General features: G+C 46.4%; 14 protein-coding genes and 1 pseudogene. 13 read left to right on the plus strand and 2 right to left on the minus strand.

The annotated features are described in order from the left end of the window. Nucleotides 1-286: 286 nt before the first annotated feature. The 3 genes and pseudogenes from pap to ACE1CM_RS41455 all read left to right on the plus strand — a co-directional run. Entirely contained in the window at nucleotides 287-1,774 is a 1,488-nt protein-coding gene (gene pap, locus ACE1CM_RS41445; RefSeq protein ID WP_374885041.1) for a polyphosphate:AMP phosphotransferase, read from the plus strand. Nucleotides 1,775-1,884: 110 nt separating this feature from the next. Further along, nucleotides 1,885-3,018 carry a YdcF family protein gene (locus tag ACE1CM_RS41450; protein WP_374885043.1) on the plus strand — a complete coding sequence of 378 codons (1,134 nt, stop codon included), beginning with the start codon at nucleotides 1,885-1,887 and terminating at the stop codon, nucleotides 3,016-3,018. 545 nt (nucleotides 3,019-3,563) lie between these two features. Next, nucleotides 3,564-3,743: pseudogene (locus ACE1CM_RS41455) on the plus strand (transposase); the annotation flags it as partial. 181 nt (nucleotides 3,744-3,924) lie between these two features. Here the strand turns inward: ACE1CM_RS41455 and petH are convergent. Next, nucleotides 3,925-5,124, minus strand: a complete 1,200-nt coding sequence (gene petH / locus ACE1CM_RS41460; protein WP_374885045.1) for a ferredoxin--NADP reductase — start codon at nucleotides 5,122-5,124, stop codon at nucleotides 3,925-3,927. A gap of 904 nt (nucleotides 5,125-6,028) precedes the next feature. On the opposite strand from petH, the gene ACE1CM_RS41465 reads away from it, so the two are divergent. The 6 genes from ACE1CM_RS41465 to ACE1CM_RS41490 all read left to right on the plus strand — a co-directional run bounded on the left by ACE1CM_RS41465 (nucleotide 6,029) and on the right by ACE1CM_RS41490 (nucleotide 12,199). Beyond that, nucleotides 6,029-7,039, plus strand: coding sequence for a phosphoribulokinase (locus tag ACE1CM_RS41465; RefSeq protein ID WP_374885047.1), 1,011 nt, complete (start codon nucleotides 6,029-6,031; stop codon nucleotides 7,037-7,039). 212 nt (nucleotides 7,040-7,251) lie between these two features. Then, on the plus strand, nucleotides 7,252-7,791 hold the full coding sequence (locus tag ACE1CM_RS41470) for a hypothetical protein (RefSeq protein WP_374885049.1): 540 nt from the start codon (nucleotides 7,252-7,254) through the stop codon (nucleotides 7,789-7,791). An 87-nt stretch (nucleotides 7,792-7,878) separates the two neighbouring features. After that, nucleotides 7,879-8,739 carry a hypothetical protein gene (locus ACE1CM_RS41475; protein WP_374885051.1) on the plus strand — a complete coding sequence of 287 codons (861 nt, stop codon included), beginning with the start codon at nucleotides 7,879-7,881 and terminating at the stop codon, nucleotides 8,737-8,739. Between the two features lie 235 nt (nucleotides 8,740-8,974). Further along, nucleotides 8,975-10,798, plus strand: a complete 1,824-nt coding sequence (locus tag ACE1CM_RS41480) for an ankyrin repeat domain-containing protein (RefSeq protein ID WP_374885053.1) — start codon at nucleotides 8,975-8,977, stop codon at nucleotides 10,796-10,798. 3 nt (nucleotides 10,799-10,801) lie between these two features. Further along, complete coding sequence (locus tag ACE1CM_RS41485; protein WP_374885055.1) at nucleotides 10,802-11,803, plus strand: serine/threonine protein kinase; 1,002 nt, start codon at nucleotides 10,802-10,804, stop codon at nucleotides 11,801-11,803. 24 nt (nucleotides 11,804-11,827) lie between these two features. Next, nucleotides 11,828-12,199, plus strand: coding sequence for a hypothetical protein (locus ACE1CM_RS41490; RefSeq protein ID WP_374885056.1), 372 nt, complete (start codon nucleotides 11,828-11,830; stop codon nucleotides 12,197-12,199). Nucleotides 12,200-12,240: 41 nt separating this feature from the next. Here the strand turns inward: ACE1CM_RS41490 and ACE1CM_RS41495 are convergent, their stop codons facing one another. After that, nucleotides 12,241-12,660, minus strand: a complete 420-nt coding sequence (locus ACE1CM_RS41495) for a GxxExxY protein (RefSeq protein WP_374885057.1) — start codon at nucleotides 12,658-12,660, stop codon at nucleotides 12,241-12,243. A 27-nt stretch (nucleotides 12,661-12,687) separates the two neighbouring features. Here ACE1CM_RS41495 and ACE1CM_RS41500 point away from each other — a divergent pair, with 27 nt between their 5' ends. The 4 genes from ACE1CM_RS41500 to ACE1CM_RS41515 all read left to right on the plus strand — a co-directional run bounded on the left by ACE1CM_RS41500 (nucleotide 12,688) and on the right by ACE1CM_RS41515 (nucleotide 18,235). Next, nucleotides 12,688-13,227 (plus strand): carbonic anhydrase, encoded by a 540-nt coding sequence (locus ACE1CM_RS41500; protein WP_374885058.1) that lies wholly within the window; start codon nucleotides 12,688-12,690, stop codon nucleotides 13,225-13,227. A 51-nt stretch (nucleotides 13,228-13,278) separates the two neighbouring features. After that, nucleotides 13,279-16,107 carry a valine--tRNA ligase gene (locus ACE1CM_RS41505; protein WP_374885060.1) on the plus strand — a complete coding sequence of 943 codons (2,829 nt, stop codon included), beginning with the start codon at nucleotides 13,279-13,281 and terminating at the stop codon, nucleotides 16,105-16,107. A gap of 125 nt (nucleotides 16,108-16,232) precedes the next feature. Further along, nucleotides 16,233-17,183 carry a RodZ domain-containing protein gene (locus ACE1CM_RS41510; protein WP_374885062.1) on the plus strand — a complete coding sequence of 317 codons (951 nt, stop codon included), beginning with the start codon at nucleotides 16,233-16,235 and terminating at the stop codon, nucleotides 17,181-17,183. A 632-nt stretch (nucleotides 17,184-17,815) separates the two neighbouring features. Further along, nucleotides 17,816-18,235: a hypothetical protein gene (locus ACE1CM_RS41515; protein WP_374885064.1), complete on the plus strand. Its 420-nt coding sequence runs from the start codon at nucleotides 17,816-17,818 to the stop codon at nucleotides 18,233-18,235. The last annotated feature ends 41 nt before the right edge of the window (nucleotides 18,236-18,276 follow it).

The following is an 18,276-nucleotide window of genomic DNA, read 5'->3' on the forward strand; positions in this document are numbered from 1 at the left end:
AGCGCTTTTACCTATTACCCATGACCCATCACCGCTTGACCCATATGGATATTACTCTGGTTTGCCGCCGGTATGTTTTAAGAAAAAAATCAATTTGTCAAGGATTTTTAAGATTTATTTTATAATTAACCGTATTTACACGGAAAAATCGTTTTTAAAGATGGGATGACGTAGTTTTGGCTACTTTTAAAAGGTAGAGAATTGGATAATTTGAGGGGTTGGCTGCTCTACAAAACCAAACTCTCTGATAAAAAACGTAATAAAACGGCAATTGTCGCTGCTATTTATGCTAGATACCCTCCATCTGGAACTGACCCTAGATAAAACTACCTACGCAACGCAGATAGAAGCGTTAATGCGTCAGATGCGAAGTCTCCAACAAGCGTGTTGGGAAAAAAAACTGCCCGCGATCGTGGTGCTGGAAGGATGGGCGGCTGCGGGTAAAGGCTCTATAGTCAAGAAAATGGTTGCCTACATGGACCCGCGCGGGTTTGCGGTCCACCCGATTTGGCCTCCCAGTCCAGAGGAAATGAAATACCCCTTCTTGCGAAGATTTTGGGGGAAACTGCCGCGACGGGGCAGCATCGGGTTTTTTTATCACAGCTGGTACATCCATATTTTAGAAGACCGCTTGTTTGAGCGCATCGAACCAGAGGAAGTACCGATGGTGATGCAGCAGATCAACGCCTTTGAGCGGCAGTTGGTGGATGATGGGGCAGCGATCGCTAAATTTTGGATTCATTTAAGTCATAAAGAATTAAAACGCCGCCTGAAAAAATATGCAGACGATCCGCTACAATCCTGGCGTGTGCGCCCAGAAGACTGGCAGCAACAAAAACATTACGACCAATATGTCAACCTAGCCGAAGAAATGCTGATCCACACCAGCACCGGACCCGCCCCTTGGACGTTGGTGGAAGGGAACTGCCCACGCTGGACAAAAGTGAAAGTCCTCACCCAACTGGCAGCCACCCTCACCGAATCACTCGACCGACTCCACTCGCGCGCGCCTGTGCCGTTATTGCCCCCGCAAGAACACCTAACGCCAGCCGAACCAGACTACCTGGCTCAGGTAGATGTAACCGCAGCACTGTCGCGGCAGGATTATAAACAGCAGTTACGGAAAGAACAAGTGCTGTTGCGCCAACTCCAGCTGAACATCCACCAAAATCAAATACCCGTATTGGTATTGTTTGAAGGGTGGGACGCTGCCGGAAAAGGAGGTGCGATCAAACGACTCACCGACGTACTAGATCCCCGCAGTTATCAAGTCCATGCCTTTGCCGCACCCAGCGATGAAGAAAAAGCCCACCACTACCTCTGGCGATTCTGGCGGCGCTTACCAACATCTGGCACCATCGGCATTTTTGACCGCAGCTGGTACGGACGAGTATTAGTCGAGCGCATCGAAGGATTTGCCGCCGACAACGAATGGCGTCGCGCCTATCAGGAAATCAACGAGTTTGAAGCCCAACTCACAGGTGCCGGTTACGTTTTGGTCAAGTTCTGGCTGCACGTAAGTCCGGAAAAACAGCTAGAGCGATTTATGGAACGCCAAAACGACCCGTTTAAACAATATAAACTCACACAAGAAGATTGGCGCAATCGAGACAAATGGCCTTTATACTCAGTTGCCGTGAATCAAATGATACAGCGCACCAGCACACCAACAGCAGCTTGGACGCTAATACCCGCTAACGATAAGTACTACGCCCGTGTTAAGGTAATTCAGACGGTAATTCAGGCGATCGGGCAAAAGCTGAAAGGCAAATAGGTACATCGGTAACAACTTTCAACCTATCGATTTTAGATTTCCAAGATTCTAGGGAACCCTTTTAATCTAAAATCTTTGGCCTTGGACATTTTAAGTGAGGAAGTGACCCCATGTTTCTAAATATAATCCAGCTAATACTTTTAGGGCTGCTCGTTTACATTGTTTGGAACGTTCTCGTTGACCGGAAAGCAGGCGACAAAGTGAAACCCAGGGCTTACCTGGCTTGGGTAGGTGCTTTCATTATACTGATATTCATCTTAGTCGCGTTTGTATCGCCGTTCACAAGCTCGGTCGTAGACTTTGGGGCGCTGTTTACTTTCCCGTTAAAACCCTTGGGGCTATCGCTGTTTTTGTTATTTTTAGCCTTGGGCGGAGTCCAAAAAGGTGGAATAACAAAAGAAGCAACCAACTATCTTTGGTCGGCGTTTTTGATCTTGGTGTTTTTCAGTCAACCGCTGGTAGCTTCTTGGTTGGCGCAGCAAGGGGAACTGGAAGCGCTCAACGCAGCACAGCTAGCAGCACGACGGAACGAACCCGTTGGAGCAATTGTATTGTTGGGGCAGTCGGCAACCCAGCTGAATTTACTCGAACCCAGGCAATTACAACTCACCGATACCAGCGCTCGCATCCTGCAAACGGCAGAAGAATATCTGCGCCAACGCGCCTTGGGTAGCGATCCGATTGTAGTTGTCAGTGCGGGTGCAAGACTGGGATTCAACACCGCGACTCCCACAGAGGTTAATCTGGTAGAGGCAAGGGATATTGGTCGGTTATTAGTCCGCCTGGGCGTCCCCAGAGAAAGGATTCTGCTCGAACCGAGTGGCAGTGATTTTCGTACCAGCGCCCTAGCAGTCAAAAGCCTTGTAGCTCGAGGAGAACTTCCAGATCGGGTTATCCTGGTCACCCCTGCCTTGGGGATGCAACGCGCCAGACAAACGTTTGCCCTGTTAGGAATTGATACTATTCCCAGTCCTGCCGGGTTCTTATCGTTCCAATCTGGGGCTATCCCTAAAATATTGGTAGACGTATTCCCAAACCCGACTTGCAAAGATGTATCAACGATTACCATCCGCGACCTTCGCCAGTTGAGAGTTGCTGACTTTATCTCCAATGCGGACTCGCTGTTTATCAGCACCCGCGTCGTCAACGAATTTTGGACATCGGTTTACTACCTGTTGCGCGGTTGGTTGGCTTCTGGTGTAGAACCAATCCAGCAAGTGAGGAATTTACCCTGTCCCTCGTAATTAGATCTGTTGCTTGAAACTCCCCGGTCTTTTGACACGGGGATTGTGTACTCCGAAGTCAAAACTTGCTCGTGCCTTGGTTTCCCCAAGTAGAGTAGAGGTTTCGACTCCGGAGATCGTTACTTTGGGGATGCCTTCCCCTAAAGCACAGGCTAAGTTTAAAGAAATTCTTTAACAAAGAAGTTAAGCCAGTTTTAACCTGGATTAAACAGAAAGGTATTTGTCAAAAAATTACGGAATTTGCTTTTGATAATTTAGGGAAAGCCTTTAAAAACTTTTTCGACGAGCGGTCAGAGTATCCCAAATTTAAAAAGAAAGGCTGTCAGGAGAGTTTTACAATAAATGCAGGTGGAAAACCAATTGCTCTGGGCGGATTTCGGATTAAATTACCGACGATTGGATGGGTGTCAACTTATGAATCTTTACCTCAAACAAAAACCAAAAAGGTGACTATATCCCAAACAGCGGGCGATTGGTACATTCCTTGTGCCTATGAAATATCACCCCTAATCACCGATAAGGAATAAGATTATGTCGGGGTAGATTTAGGGATAAAAACTTTAGCGACTTTATCAACAGGAGTGGTTTTTGTCAATCCAAAAGCCTTAAAAAGAGCCAGATCGCTATTAACAAGATTACAACGTCAACTTGCCAGAAAAGTTAAAGGGAGTAATCGCTATAGAAAAGGGGAATTTTTCGTCGTTGGATTGAATATTTTGCTTTGAAGTTCAACAGTAAAACTGTAGCTGTTGCACCTCATTACAAGCAAAATCTACGGTCGGGCATTGGGGACGTAAAGCTTGGGGAGAGGCTTGCTCTACTTTTGTTGGTCGCAAGACCTGCAAAAGCAAGAAGCCTCAATGAACCAAGAATCCCCTCGCCTTTAGGCATGGGGAGTGTCAATCCCTAGTATGTTTCAACGTGCCAGCGCTCTTGTTTTTTCAGCTGCTTCTGGTAATCTGCCCAGTTGACGCCGAACTTGCTAGCAGCGGCTGACATACCTTCGTCGATACCGCCTTCCATACCCTTCAAACCGCAGATATAGGTGTGGGTATTGGGTTTTTGGATCAACTCCCACAATTGGTCTGCGTTTTCTTTAATCCGGTCTTGGATGTACATCTTGCCACCGCTGGCGTTCTTTTGTTCGCGGCTGATGGCATAAGTTAGACGGAAGTTATCCGGGTACTGCTGCGTCAACTCGAAGAGTTGATCCTTGTAGAGGATATTGGGAGTATAGGCACAACCAAAGAACATCCAAGCCAAACCCTTGAATTGGTAGTCTGGGTTTTGTTCCTTTTCCTTAAACATCCGCCACAGGAAAGCGCGGAAAGGAGCAATACCAGTCCCCGTTGCCATCATGATGATAGTGGCTTCCGGATCGTCCGGCAAAAGCATTTCCTTACCGACCGGGCCAGTGATTTTCACATCAGCCCCTGGTTCCAAATTGCACAAGTAAGTAGAGCAGACGCCGTAGACTTTTTCCCCAGTTTCCGGGTGCTTGTATTCGAGTTGACGGACACAGAGGGATACAGTCTTGCCATCGAGATCGTCCCCGTGACGAGTCGAGGCGATCGAGTACAGCCTAATTTTGTGAGGTTTGCCGTTTTTATCGGTTCCTTCTGGGATGATCCCGATACTTTGGCCTTCTAGATACCGCAGATTACCCGCAGAGAGGTCGAATTTCAAGTGACGGACGGTACCTTCGCCGCCCTCGCGCACTAGCTCTTCATTCGACAAACATTTGCCAATATAGGGAGCATTCGGGCGGTAAAGATTAACGGGAATGTCTTTTTTGTGTTCCGTTTTTTCCTTCGCTTGAGTCATTGGCTTGGGATTTTCCTCTAACTTCGTTTCTGGGAGTCCACTTCCCGGTGTGGTTTTTCCGTTCGCTCCGTTCTCAGAGGTTAAAGGCTGGATACTGACAATTTTGCCGCCCATGCGCGCAATCCGCTGCATTTCTTGATTCATGCGGTTGTAGGGCACCGTAATAAACACGCTGCCGCTGCGACGGATAGGAGAGTTTGCTTTGTCAGTTACTTCGTTCTGACGCAGACCGACCACTTCATAAACAAAGACTCGGCTACTTGCGACGCTAGGATTGTTCATCTAAAAATCTCCGGGAGTCTGGAAACCGTGTGTCAAGAGACCACGGAGGAAACACAACGCGGCATTTTTCATGCCGTCCCCTTTTGGGGAAGATGGACAGAGGAGTAGTGTCCATCTTTTCCCTGTATGCCGGGAATCGCCTTGCTACTCCAGTAAAGTTAGCCGAACGCTAGCGCGTTCCGCAACGCTTTCGCCAATGTTATCAGCCGGTACTATCCAAACAGCAATGTCTTACCCCGAGTAAAACTGTTTAACTATTTGGTTCTAGAGCAGGGAACTGGTGGAAGCATCCCCTGGTAACTTGCTTCATCCCTTGCCGATAACTTCGTTTCCCCATTGCTGGGACTATGGCTTGTCAGCTACCTAAAGGAAGAGGCTTGCTAGCCCCGTCTCTTTAGAGCGGGGTGCTGACGTGCCTGCCTTGCTATTGGGTTGATCGCTATCAAAAGTCGCGATGCACTCCTAGCGAGACGGCAGGAAAGGAAAAACCGACACCTAAGATCACGTTACAAGGGAAATCCCTTGTAAAGTGTCACGAGCGAGTCAGTTTAATTTTTTCTTTATTAAAAATGCTCAACTAACATTAGCATAAATACTTGAGCGAAATGATCCCAACCCCGAATGCCTTGTAGGTGCAACCCCACTCTGGTAAGATGTGTCATTAAAAGCTAGTAGTAAATACTTACTCAAGGGCTTGAGTCTTCCCTAAAGAGCAGACGCCAGACTGTGACAGGGATTGGCAAGAAACAAGCACTTAGATGCAATCGCCCGTCTTGCCGCAGGCATATCGGGCGGTTGACATAGGGGTTAGTTGTCTTTCCAATGCCGGGGGTAGCCTCCAGGCTGTGGATTTCGCTCGCTTAACCAGCCAGATAGGAAACAATTTTAATCGATAGAGGAAGCTATGACCAGTAAGCCGGATCGCGTGGTTCTAATTGGCGTTGCAGGAGACTCAGGGTGCGGTAAATCCACATTTTTGCGCCGCTTGACCGATTTATTCGGTAGTGAATTCGTCACGGTGATTTGCCTCGACGATTACCACTGCTTAGACAGAAAGCAGCGTAAAGAAACGGGGATTACCGCGCTTGATCCGAGAGCAAACAACTTTGACCTGATGTACGAGCAAATCAAAGCGCTCAAGCACGGTCAGGCGATCAACAAGCCGATTTACAATCACGAAACCGGCATGATTGACCCACCAGAGATAGTAGAGCCGAATCACATTATCGTGGTTGAGGGACTACATCCTTTGTACGACGAACGGGTACGCAGTCTGCTCGACTTCAGCGTTTACCTAGACATCAGCGACGAAGTTAAAATCGCCTGGAAAATCCAGCGCGACATGTCCGAACGGGGTCACACCTACGACGACGTGATGGCTGCCATCAACGCTCGCCGCCCCGATTTTAGCGCCTACATCGAGCCGCAGCGGGAATTCGCCGATGTTGTGATCCAGGTGCTACCCACTCAATTACTCAAAGAAGAGAAAACAGGCAAGATCCTGCGCGTGCGCCTAGTCCAGCGGCTAGGCGTCGATGGCTTTGAGCCTGCGTACCTGTTTGACGAAGGGTCAACAATCGATTGGATACCCTGCGGTACCAAGCTGACCTGCTCCTACCCCGGTATCCGGATGCATTATGGCCCAGATTCCTATTATGGTCACCCCGTCTCGGTTCTAGAGGTGGATGGAGAATTCGAGAATCTCGAGCAAGTCATCTACATCGAGAGCCATATGAGCAAAACCGCAACCAAGTACCACGGCGAGTTAACCCATCTGGTACTCCAGCACAAGGAATACCCAGGCTCGAACAACGGTACCGGATTATTCCAAGTGCTGACAGGTCTAAAAATGCGGGCTACCTACGAGCGTTTGACCGCTAAGGAAGCCCGAATTGCAGCTACTGCAAGTGTTTAGAACTGGTTTTGGTTAAAGGTTTAGGGGGCGCACAAAGCGTCCCTTTTTTTTAGCTTCATCCCAAGCAATAGGCATTGTTTATGATTTAGAATCGGAGATTTTGAAATACCAATGGGTCGCCATGCAAAAATCCCATGACCCAGCATCGGTTTATGTAATTATTTTTACACCTCAACCAGAGCCTGTTATAGTAATTAAATCTGTCTCATATCGTGAACAAATTGCCGATCATGGGGATAGCTTTCAAAAATTTGAGTTCAAGAATAATAGTAATTATTGCCATTGCGCTCGCTACAGTTTTTTGCCTGGAAACCTTGGTTAGGGGTTATGACTTTTACACGAGCATCGTATCGGGTTATAAAACGGTAGATGATGGGGATCTCTCCAACTATTCGTCTCGATTTCGGATGGGAAGCCAATACTTAGTTTTGACAGTTATTTACCTAACTTGGCTGGTGAGGAACGAGCAAAAATATAAAGGATATGAATTTTTAGATATTTTGAAATCGACTTGGGTGTTTTTAGCGATCGCATTTATCGGTTATCCCTTGACTCAGGATATTTATTTGTACCTACAATATGGCCTCATGGCTATAAACGGATTGAATCCCTACATGAGCGCAGGAGATTTTGCATCTGTTTTATCACCCTTTATTTTCTGGAATCAAACATCGACATACGGCCCAATTTCCCAAAGATTTTTGATAATTTCTGCTGCTTTAGTCCCGGTTAGCCCAATTTTCGTGGTTTAGATTTTTAAATTTATTTGCTTGCTATTACATCTTTTTAATAATTATCTAATTTGGCAGGAAATGCGGTTTAATAAGGATCGGGTTAGGATGGCGATAGCTTATTTATTAAATCCGCTACTATTGTTTGAATTAGTCACAGAAGCTCACGTTGATGTCTTCGTATGTACGTCAATAATTATTGCCACAATAGCGATAAAAAAACGCAATGTGGTGGGGGTTTTAGCAATTTGGCTGGGGATTTTATCTAAAACACTACCAATTATTTGGTGGCCTCTAGTTTTAGCCTTGCTCGTGCAACAGAAACGCTGGAAAAGTTTAACATTGTCAATTATTTTATCGACATCGATAGTATTGGCACTGCAATCTTCGCTCTTGCCTTCATTAGAAACATGGAAAGGCTTGTTAAACCCTGGAGTTGGAGATATTGTCAGCGGGTCGTTGCACGATATGCTGAAATTAATCCTCAATTCCCAATACGTTGAATATCTTTTTCCCAACTTAGTCATTTCGCAAGAGTCGATTTTAACAGGATTTAGATATCTGACATATCTTGGGTATGTCGCCTACTATGCTTGGGTGGCTTTGAAAGCTTACTTGAATAAAAATTACTCAGAAAGCAAGCTAGTGGTAGACATGGGATGGGTGACGCTGGTTCTGTTGCTGTTTGCTACACCCTGGCTGATGCCTTGGTATCCGGCTATTCTTTTCCCATTTATTGCTTTAAATCTTCATGCCAGGTGGTTTTGTGTGACCAGTTTTACATTTGGTTTAGTCCTGAGTTGCGCTTTTTACACGTTAGGGTATGGTCCACTTTACGGACAAATTTGGCCAGGAGTTATTGGGACTGTTTTGGCGACAATTCCAGCGATCGCTATCCTGTTATTTGGGCGAAAAATCCGGCGATTTCCTCAGTTTGAGAAGTTGCTTCGCAGTAAGGGATTACTCTAATATAACGGAAGAATACCTAATTGAACCGCAAAAGACGCAGAGAGCGCAGAGGTAAGAGAAAAGAAGAGATACTTTGGGGATGGGAGGTAGCGGTTTCGGATTTGCGGTCGCGGGAGTTTGAGTAATTGTGAGAGGGGTGGAGAGCGATATGCCTGCGGCACGAGTAAAGCGAACGCTGAGATTGGGAATTATAGTAAGTTAGGATCGAGCGAGCGCGCAAAATAAGGAAACCAGCATGGAACTGCTGCATCAGTCAGGAGAAATTATTGCCGAAAAATATCGCATTCTAGACATATTAGGGCAAGGCGCAAGCGGGACGACATACCAAGTACAAGACATAAAAAGCGGGAACCTTTTCGCACTCAAAGCACTATCGCTGCGCCGCATGACCGACTGGAAAAAAATCGAGCTATTTGAACGAGAAGCCCGAATACTTTCTCAACTAAATCATCCCGCCATTCCGCGTTACCTAGAATACTTCCATGTAGACACACCCTCTGACCGTTCGTTCTATATTGCCCAACAACTGGCAAGCGGAAAATCCTTAGCCGCAATGGTTCAGAGTGGCTGGCACGCTAATGAAGAGCAAGTGGGACGCATAGCGATTCAAATATTGGAAATTCTAGTTTATCTGCACCAGCTAAAACCCCCAGTCATCCACCGAGATATCAAGCCACAAAATATCATTCTGCGATCCCCCCATGGCCCCCTTAATAAGGGGAATTGGGGGGATCTGTTCCTAGTCGATTTTGGTGCAGTACAAAACACCTATTACAACACCTTCATGCGGGGTAGTACCGTAGTAGGAACTTACGGCTACATGGCTCCAGAACAGTTTCGCTCCCAAGCGGTTCCGGCAACAGATTTGTATGGTTTAGGAGCAACATTGCTGTTTTTGCTAACCCATCGTTCCCCCACTGATTTGCCGACAGATGGGTTGAAAATTGATTTCCGTTCCCGCATCCAGATTTCCGATCGGTTTGCCGACTGGCTAGAGAAAATGCTAGATCCAGATGTAGAAGATCGCTTCCCATCGGCAAAAGAAGCTTTAGCCGTACTGCAACGCAAACCGATGGTTACTGCTACGAGATCTTCCGTACCGTGGAAAAGCTTAGTAGCAGTGCCAATTGCTATTGTTGCTACAGTTACTACCCTAAATTCCTTCAAATGGGCTATTCTGAGTCACCTCGGATTTAGACCCTCAGCAGAGATATGCGAAAACGCCGATGCTTTAAGGAATTATTTAAACCAAGGAGGCAACATTCATGCTCAGGCTTATAAGATATCAGACCGTTGGGAGTCCTACAGTTCAGGGGAAAATATCCCATTATTAACTTGTGCTGTTAAGTATGGCAACAAAGAATTAATAGAACGGCTGATTGCCAAGGGTGCTGATGTTAACGCTAAACAAACTGGGGGCGACACTCCACTGCACTGGGCAGCAGAGAAAGGCTCAAAGGAAATAGTAGAACTGCTAATTGCCAAGGGTGCTAGTGTTAATGCCAAGAGCGATTCAGGAGATACTCCACTGCACTTAGCAAACAATAAGTACATAGCAGAACTGCTGATAGCTAAGGGTGCTGATATCAATGCCTTGGTATCTTTCATGGGTACTCCGCTGCACAAGGCAGCAAACAACAACAATAAGAACCTGGCAGAATTGCTGATAGCTAAGGGTGCTGATGTCAATGCCTTGGCTAATGATGGGGGCGGCACTCCGCTGCACTTAGCAAACAATAAATATATAGCAGAACTGCTGATTGCTAAGGGTGCAGATGTCAATGCCAAAAATAATGAGGGCAATACTCCGTTGCACAAGGCAGCAGAGAACAACAGCAAGGAAGTGGCAGAACTGCTGATTGCTAAAGGTGCTGATGTCAATGCCAAAAATAATCTAGACGATACTCCAATGAACAGGATATATCACTACCTTGGGACCGGAATGAACAAATCTAAGAACTTAAGAGAGCTACTGAAAAAGCACGGTGGCAAAGAGTCACCTCCAAAGAGTTATCACATAAATTTGAGAATAGACGACAACAGAGGCCCCCAGAACTAAATTATGGAACTTTTGCACCAATCAGGCGAAATTATTGCTCAAAGATATCGCATCGAAAGCATTTTGGGACAAGGTGGCATCGGGATAACTTATGAAGCGATTGATTTACAAAACAATCAACCAGTCGCGCTCAAAGCTTTATCAGTGCGGCGGATGGCTGACTGGAAAACCCTCGAATTGTTTGAACGAGAAAGTAAAATTCTCTCCCAACTAAATCATCCAGCCATCCCGCATTACCTAGAGTACTTCCAGGTAGACACAAACCAAGACCGGGGTTTCTACCTAGTGCAACAATTAGCACCAGGAAAATCCCTCGCTGCTTGGGTAGAAAATGGCTGGCATCCTGATGAAGCCGAAGTTAAAGATATAGCGATTCAGGTCTTAGAAATTGTAGTTTACCTGCAAGAACTCACCCCACCCATCATCCACCGAGATATCAAGCCGCAAAATATTATCCGACAGGAAAATGGGCGGATATTCCTAGTAGATTTTGGCGCGGTACAAGACGTTTATCACCACACCATTACTGGGGGTAGTACCGTTGTGGGAACTTACGGATACATGGCACCCGAACAGTTTCGGGGGCAAGCGGTACTATCCACCGATTTGTATGGTTTGGGAACCACGCTGCTTTTCCTATTAACTCAGAAATCTCCTGCTGATTTGCCCCAGCGCAAACTCAAGATTAATTTTCGCTCCCACGCGAGTGTTTCCAACGAGTTTGCCGACTGGTTGGAGAAGACAATTGAACCCATAATAGAAGACCGATTTCCATCAGCAAATGCCGCTTTAGCAGTATTGCAGGGTCAACAGGAACTTTCCAGCTATTCAAGCAACATCCGACGACCAAAAGATAGTTTGATCGCCTTGAATAACACTGATTATTCGTTGGTTATAGAGATTCCGTCAGAGGGATTTCGCAGTAATTACAGCAAACTTTTCGCGTTGACTTTCTTGGGTTGGAATAAATTATTATTGCAGATGGGCTGGTTTATATTAGGCTGATTAGACTACTTCTTTGATAACTTTTTGTCTAGCCTTAGCTTTATATTTTTGCTCGGTGTTTATGCACCGTTTGGACTGTGGATGCTGAAAAATTTTATCATCACCCCTCTATCACGCACCAGACTGGAAATTGACCTGCACAATTTCCGGCTAAGGAGATGGTTGCTGGGTTGGTGCTATCAAGATGTCACAAAATGCAGGGAGGAAATTAATCAGATGGAACTGAAGAGTACTTGTTGGCAATTGAATAAAAAACATTTGACAATATACGTGCTGAAGTGGGAGTGGAGAGAGTATTGTTTTGGTTTATTTATGACAAAGCGGGAGAAGGAGTGGCTGATAGAGGAAATAAATGCTTTTAAAATGCGCTCGCTCGTGACATCCAGAGGAATTTAAGAAATGAACCGCAAAAGACGCTCCAGAACGCCAAGAGAGGATTAAGAAGAGAGGATGATGCGCTTGATGCCTTCTTTGAGGACGGGGACGTTAAAGTTGATCAGAAGGCCAAGAGGAAGTTTGGTCGTTTTAAGATAAGACATGACTTGGGCATCGTGAATAGGGGCTAACCTTTCGACTGCTTTCAATTCAACAATGAGGACATTAGCAACGAGAAAATCTAACTCATACTCACCAACCTGATAACCTTTATATCTAACTGGTATCGTCTTCTTATATTCACAAGGTATCTCACGCATCTCAAGCTCCTGTTTTAAAGACTTATGATAAACCGACTCCAAAAACCCAGGCCCCAACACCCGATGCACCTCCATCGCCGCCCCAATCACCGCATAAGTCAACTGACTCATCTCCTCTCCCAACTCTCTTCTCTCTGCTTCCTCTGCGCCTCTGCGGTTCATTTCCTCTTCCTCTCTTACTGATATCTCATGAAACACTGTCCAACCTGCGCGGGTATCCATCGCCGCCAATTCTTGCGACTCCTCCCCGCATCTCTATCTCTAGCTATGCTATCAGCCCCTAAACCAGCCAGAGCTGAAAAAATTGCTAAAGCTTTAGTCCTCAGCTGCATTGATTTTGAAATCCTAGAAGCAGAACGCTACTTTTTATCCTTGCAAAATCTCACCAATAAATACGATTTCACCGCACTAGCGGGAGCTTCCCTCGCATTAAGCGGAATTCCCCACCAAGCGGATGCCCAAGCTTTTTGGGATCAATTAGACTTATCCTATCGATTGCACCACATCCGCAAGGTGATTATTCTCGACCACGAAGACTGTTCTGCTTATGCAGATAAAATTGACCCTAATTTAAGTCAAGACCCAGTAAAAGAGCGGCAAGTTCATGCAGAATATTTAAGTCGGGCTTATTGGGCTATTCGCGAAGTCTACCCGGATCTCAACATCGAACTCTATTTCGTCTACCTTAATGCTGATGTTAAACCCGTGACGCCTTTGCCTAAAGCCTAAGTTACCCTGCCTGTGGCAAGATCAAAGAAGTATTCAGCATTTCTTTTGTCCATGACTGCCATTATCCCCTCCCTGCCAAGTCAATACGATCCTTTTGCTACTGAAGCTAAGTGGCAAAAGTTTTGGGAAGAACGTCAATTCTTTAAGGCTGAACCCTCGCAGGAGGGCGAACCCTATTGTCTCATGATTCCGCCGCCTAATGTCACGGGTAGTTTACACATGGGACATGCTTTGGGACAAACTATCATGGATATCCTTGTCCGCTACCACCGGATGAAGGGACGCAATACTTTATGGTTACCTGGAACTGACCACGCGAGTATTGCGGTACACGTGATGTTGGAACAACAATTGCAAAAAGAGGGCAAAACTCGCTATGACTTGGGGCGGGAGATGTTCCTGGAACGCGCTTGGCAGTGGAGGGAAAATTCTGGCGGATCTATTGTAAACCAGATCCGGCGTTTGGGCTTATCTGTCGATTGGTCGCGGGAACGCTTTACGATGGATGAGGGCTTGTCTAAGGCTGTGGTGGAAGCTTTTGTCCAGCTTTATGAGACAGGGTTAATTTATCGCGGAAATTATTTGGTGAATTGGTGTCCGGCAACTCAGTCGGCGGTGTCGGATCTGGAGGTGGATAATCGGGAAGTTGATGGGAATTTATGGCACTTCCGCTATCCTTTGACCGATAATTCCGGTTATTTGGAGGTGGCGACAACTCGCCCTGAGACGATGTTGGGCGATACAGGGGTGGCGGTGAATCCAAATGATGACCGCTATCAGCATTTGATTGGCAAGACTGTAATGCTGCCAATTATGCATCGGCAAATTCCCATTATTGCTGATGAGTTGGTTGACCCAAGTTTTGGGACGGGGTGCGTCAAGGTGACGCCAGCGCACGATCCTAATGATTTTGAGATGGGGAATCGGCACGGTTTGCCGATGATTAATATTATGAATAAGGACGGCACGCTGAATGAAAATGCGGGGCCGTTCCAAGGTCAAGACCGTTTTGTGGCACGGAAAAATGTTGTCAAGCGGTTGGATGAAGATGGGTTTTTGGTAAAGGTTGAGGACTATAAGCATACTGTGCCTTATAGCGATCGCGGTAAGGTCCCGGTTGAACCTCTCCTCTCGACTCAGTGGTTTGTCAAGATTACCCCCCTGGGTCAGAAGGCTTTAAAATGCCTCGATGAGGAAAATTCCCCCCAGTTTGTCCCCCACCGCTGGACTAAGGTTTACCGCGATTGGTTGGTGAAGTTAAAGGATTGGTGCATCTCCCGGCAACTTTGGTGGGGTCATCAAATTCCCGCCTGGTACGCCGTCAGCGAAACGAAGGGCGAAATTACCGACTCGACGCCGTTTGTGGTGGCACACACTGAAGCTGAAGCCAAAGAAAAAGCAACAGCACAATTTGGGGAAAATGTCAAGTTAATTCAAGACCCAGATGTGCTGGATACTTGGTTTTCTTCGGGGTTATGGCCTTTTTCTACTTTGGGTTGGCCTGAAAAAACAACGGATTTAGAATTTTACTACCCGACTACGACGCTGGTGACTGGGTTTGACATCATCTTTTTCTGGGTCGCCCGGATGACGATGATGGCGGGATACTTTACGGATAAAATGCCGTTCCAGGATGTTTATATCCACGGGTTGGTGCTGGATGAAAATGGCGAAAAGATGTCTAAAACTAAAGGTAATGGCATCGATCCGCTGTTGATGATTGATAAATACGGTACGGATGCGCTGCGGTACACCCTGGTGAAGGAAGTCGCTGGCGCGGGACAAGATATCCGGTTTCAATATGACCGGGAAAAGCATGAGTCGCCGACGGTAGAGGCGTCGCGCAATTTTACGAATAAGCTGTGGAATGCGTCCCGGTTTGTGATGATGAATTTGGGCGGACAAACACCTCGATCCCCCCTTAATCCCCCCTTGGCAAGGGGGGACCGATCCCCGCTTAATCCCCCCTTGGCAAGGGGGGACCAATCCCCCCTTAATCCCCCCTTGGCAAGGGGGGACTCTGGGGGGATCTCCGAGTTGGAGTTGTGCGATCGCTGGATTCTCTCGCGCTATCATCAAGTAGTGCAGCAAACTTGTAACTACATCGAAAATTACGGTTTGGGCGAAGCTGCGAAGGGTCTTTACGAATTTATCTGGGGCGACTTCTGCGACTGGTACATCGAATTAGTCAAATCACGCCTTCATAAAGATGCTTTTGCTAGATCTAGAAAGGTAGCCCAGCAAACTCTCGCCTACGTGCTGGAAGGGATTTTGAAGTTACTCCATCCCTTCATGCCTCACATTACTGAGGAAATTTGGCACACTCTGACTCAAACCGGGGAGGATCAAACCTTGGCAAGGCAATCTTATCCCGCAGCAGATACAGATCTAATTAGTCCAGAATTAGAGGCACAATTTGAACTGCTGTTTGGTACAATCCGAACAATTCGCAATTTACGCGCTGAAGCGGATATTAAACCAGGGGTGAAAGTAGCGGCAATCTTGCAAAGCGAAAGCGACAAGGAACGCCAAATTTTATCGGCAGGTCAGTCTTATATTCAAGACTTAGCCAAGGTTGATAATCTCACCATAACCTCAGCATTAGAAACTGAAATAGGTCAAACTATTGCTGGCGTGGTGGGTACGGTGCAAGTGCTAATTCCCCTCGCCGGGGTCATCGACGTGGCAGCGTACCGCGCTAAACTTCAGAAGAAGCTGACTAAACTGGAAGGGGAAATTAAAGCTCTGTCAGGGCGTCTTAACAATCAGGCTTTTGTGGAAAACGCCAAACCTGAAGTAGTGCAAGGGGCGCGAGATAATTTGGCTGAGGTGGAAAAACAAGCAGAAATATTGCGATCTCGCCTCAACCAACTAGGCTAAAATCCGTCGGGTGGGCAACCCCCACCCGCTCAAAAACTATTTAACGATTTGTCTATACGTAAGCAGTATGGTATGTTAACTTCTTTGTTAAATAAAAACTAAAGTGTGAAAAAAGGAGCAATATTGTGGCGGTTTTAAATAATGCTCAAGAAGAGCAACTCAGGGAAATCGGAACGCATCTCCAAAAATTACGACAACAGCAGTCTATATCTATAGAACAAGTAGCGGCTAAAACATGTATTCGATTAAGGATGTTAAAAGCTCTAGAAGAAGGTAAATTAGATGATTTACCGGAGCCAATATATATTCAAGGATTTATCCGTCGCTATGGTGATTTTTTAGGACTGGATGGGAATGCTTTAGCGAAAACATTTTCTACCGATTACCCACCTGTAGAATTTGATGCCCAAGCAATATTAGGAAATTCTACAGCTAAAAAAGCAGATCTTGAAATTTCTGAGCCTAATATTATTGAAGATCCGTCAGAACCACCAGAAATCGATACCCCTGCTGCACCACCCCCCGCCAAAACCATCCCTCCCTATTTGGCCTACATCATATTAGGGGTAGCCGCCCTTGTTTCACTTGTTTATGCATTCAATAAACCACGCACGCCAGAATCTGCTGCTCAAAAACAGCAACCCATCTCTCAACCCGTCTCTGCGTCACCAGTAACATCTAGCCCAAATCCAATCGCATCCACAAGTATTTCCAAAAGTCCCACAGTTAGTCCCACGGAACTGGCAATTCAACCGAGTCCTACAGCTAGTCCCACGGAACTGGCAATTCAACCGAGTACCACAGATACACCCGCGATTAACACTTCGGGGGTTTTACCGATTCAAGTCACTCTAAATATTCAAGATGAATCCTGGGTCAGAGTAACCGCAGATGGGAAAACTTTATTTGAGGGCATTTTACACAAGGGAATGCAGCAAAGCTTTTCAGCTGAAAAACAGTTGACTATAAGATCGGGTAATGCGGGTGCTGTATTGGTTTCTGTTAATCAAAAGGAAGCGCAACCTTTAGGAAAACTTGGGGCTGTCAAGCAAGTAACCTTCACTCCAGAGCAATAGCTTGTTAACATAAGAAACCCGGTTTCGCAGAAGTTACCGGGTTTTTCAAACACCAAAAAGTATATTGACAAAAATATTGTTTTATAGTAAATATCTTCATCGCTGCCAGCCGCAGCAGCAGCATTAGCCAAAAAATACAACCATTTAAACTGACTATGTTGATCCCAGAGGGTCAACCAGTGATATCCTAAGCGCTGTTCCCGTTGTCTTTGTTGGTAAGCCAGTAAACTGTTGTAATAAAAGTTACTGACGATTAAACTCAAGGCAGCGCTCGGTAGGATCGATCTGTAAACTGTCGCGGGAAAGCCATCGAACCTATTGTGACAGATTCACCCTCGGCATAATTTGAATAAAATTGTCGAGGGCTAGCCCAAAAAATCGCTCGATATGTTTGCGGACTAGCCATTTGGGGGAATTATATGTTTGCATCGGTAGGTTGGCATTGGTAGGCTCGACTTGCTGCGGGATTTGTGGCGTGGCGTATGGCTATTGCACGCCGCCGTTGCTCAGATCCCAGCTTCTCGGTACTCCCATCGCGCGGTGGGAGCAACTCAAATTCTGCCTATTTTACCGATCTGCGTTGAACCGACAAGGATATTATCAATTGATGTCAGATAGTAACAAATAAACCAATGCTACATTTGGCCCAAGTACAAAAGCAGGAACCTTCCGGTGAACCGCAGCTACGATTACTGGCTCGCCAAGACTTTGAAACTGCTTGGGTCGTCATAGCTGAAACCCCTGTAATTCCGTCGTCAGAGGCAGGTGCTTGGAATGATGGCGTGTTGGTGTTGGTGGATCTTTCTCCAACCCACCAGGTTTTGAGCGTTAAAGATGCCACAAAATGGGTAGTCTCCCTGGTGAGCGACTACCTTACCAGTGGTATCACCCCGGCGTTTTTAGCCCAGGAAAAGGAACGGATTGAACAAGGGCTACAATCGGTTACCCTGGAAAAGCAGGAACTAGCCCGCAAAACTCTGGAACTCGAAGCCCGTCGGGAAGAAATTCAACGCTTACTAGAGCAGCGCGATCAGGACGATAAGGAAGAATAGGGCAGGTGCGCAGGTGGGCCCAGGTGCAGAGGGGAATTTGA

Origin of the sequence: Microseira sp. BLCC-F43 (assembly GCF_041929235.1) — a bacterium.
In the GTDB taxonomy this organism is placed as follows: Bacteria; Cyanobacteriota; Cyanobacteriia; order Cyanobacteriales; family Aerosakkonemataceae; genus Microseira.

What these genes read in the sequence shown, in the direction of transcription:
- pap (WP_374885041.1), top strand. Translation starts at nt 287, where the DNA reads ATGCTAGATACCCTCCATCTGGAACTGACCCTAGATAAAACTACCTAC.
- ACE1CM_RS41450 (WP_374885043.1), top strand. Translation starts at nt 1,885, where the DNA reads ATGTTTCTAAATATAATCCAGCTAATACTTTTAGGGCTGCTCGTTTAC.
- petH (WP_374885045.1), bottom strand. Translation starts at nt 5,124, where the DNA reads ATGAACAATCCTAGCGTCGCAAGTAGCCGAGTCTTTGTTTATGAAGTG.
- ACE1CM_RS41465 (WP_374885047.1), top strand. Translation starts at nt 6,029, where the DNA reads ATGACCAGTAAGCCGGATCGCGTGGTTCTAATTGGCGTTGCAGGAGAC.
- ACE1CM_RS41475 (WP_374885051.1), top strand. Translation starts at nt 7,879, where the DNA reads ATGGCGATAGCTTATTTATTAAATCCGCTACTATTGTTTGAATTAGTC.
- ACE1CM_RS41480 (WP_374885053.1), top strand. Translation starts at nt 8,975, where the DNA reads ATGGAACTGCTGCATCAGTCAGGAGAAATTATTGCCGAAAAATATCGC.
- ACE1CM_RS41485 (WP_374885055.1), top strand. Translation starts at nt 10,802, where the DNA reads ATGGAACTTTTGCACCAATCAGGCGAAATTATTGCTCAAAGATATCGC.
- ACE1CM_RS41495 (WP_374885057.1), bottom strand. Translation starts at nt 12,660, where the DNA reads ATGAACCGCAGAGGCGCAGAGGAAGCAGAGAGAAGAGAGTTGGGAGAG.
- ACE1CM_RS41500 (WP_374885058.1), top strand. Translation starts at nt 12,688, where the DNA reads ATGAAACACTGTCCAACCTGCGCGGGTATCCATCGCCGCCAATTCTTG.
- ACE1CM_RS41505 (WP_374885060.1), top strand. Translation starts at nt 13,279, where the DNA reads ATGACTGCCATTATCCCCTCCCTGCCAAGTCAATACGATCCTTTTGCT.
- ACE1CM_RS41515 (WP_374885064.1), top strand. Translation starts at nt 17,816, where the DNA reads ATGCTACATTTGGCCCAAGTACAAAAGCAGGAACCTTCCGGTGAACCG.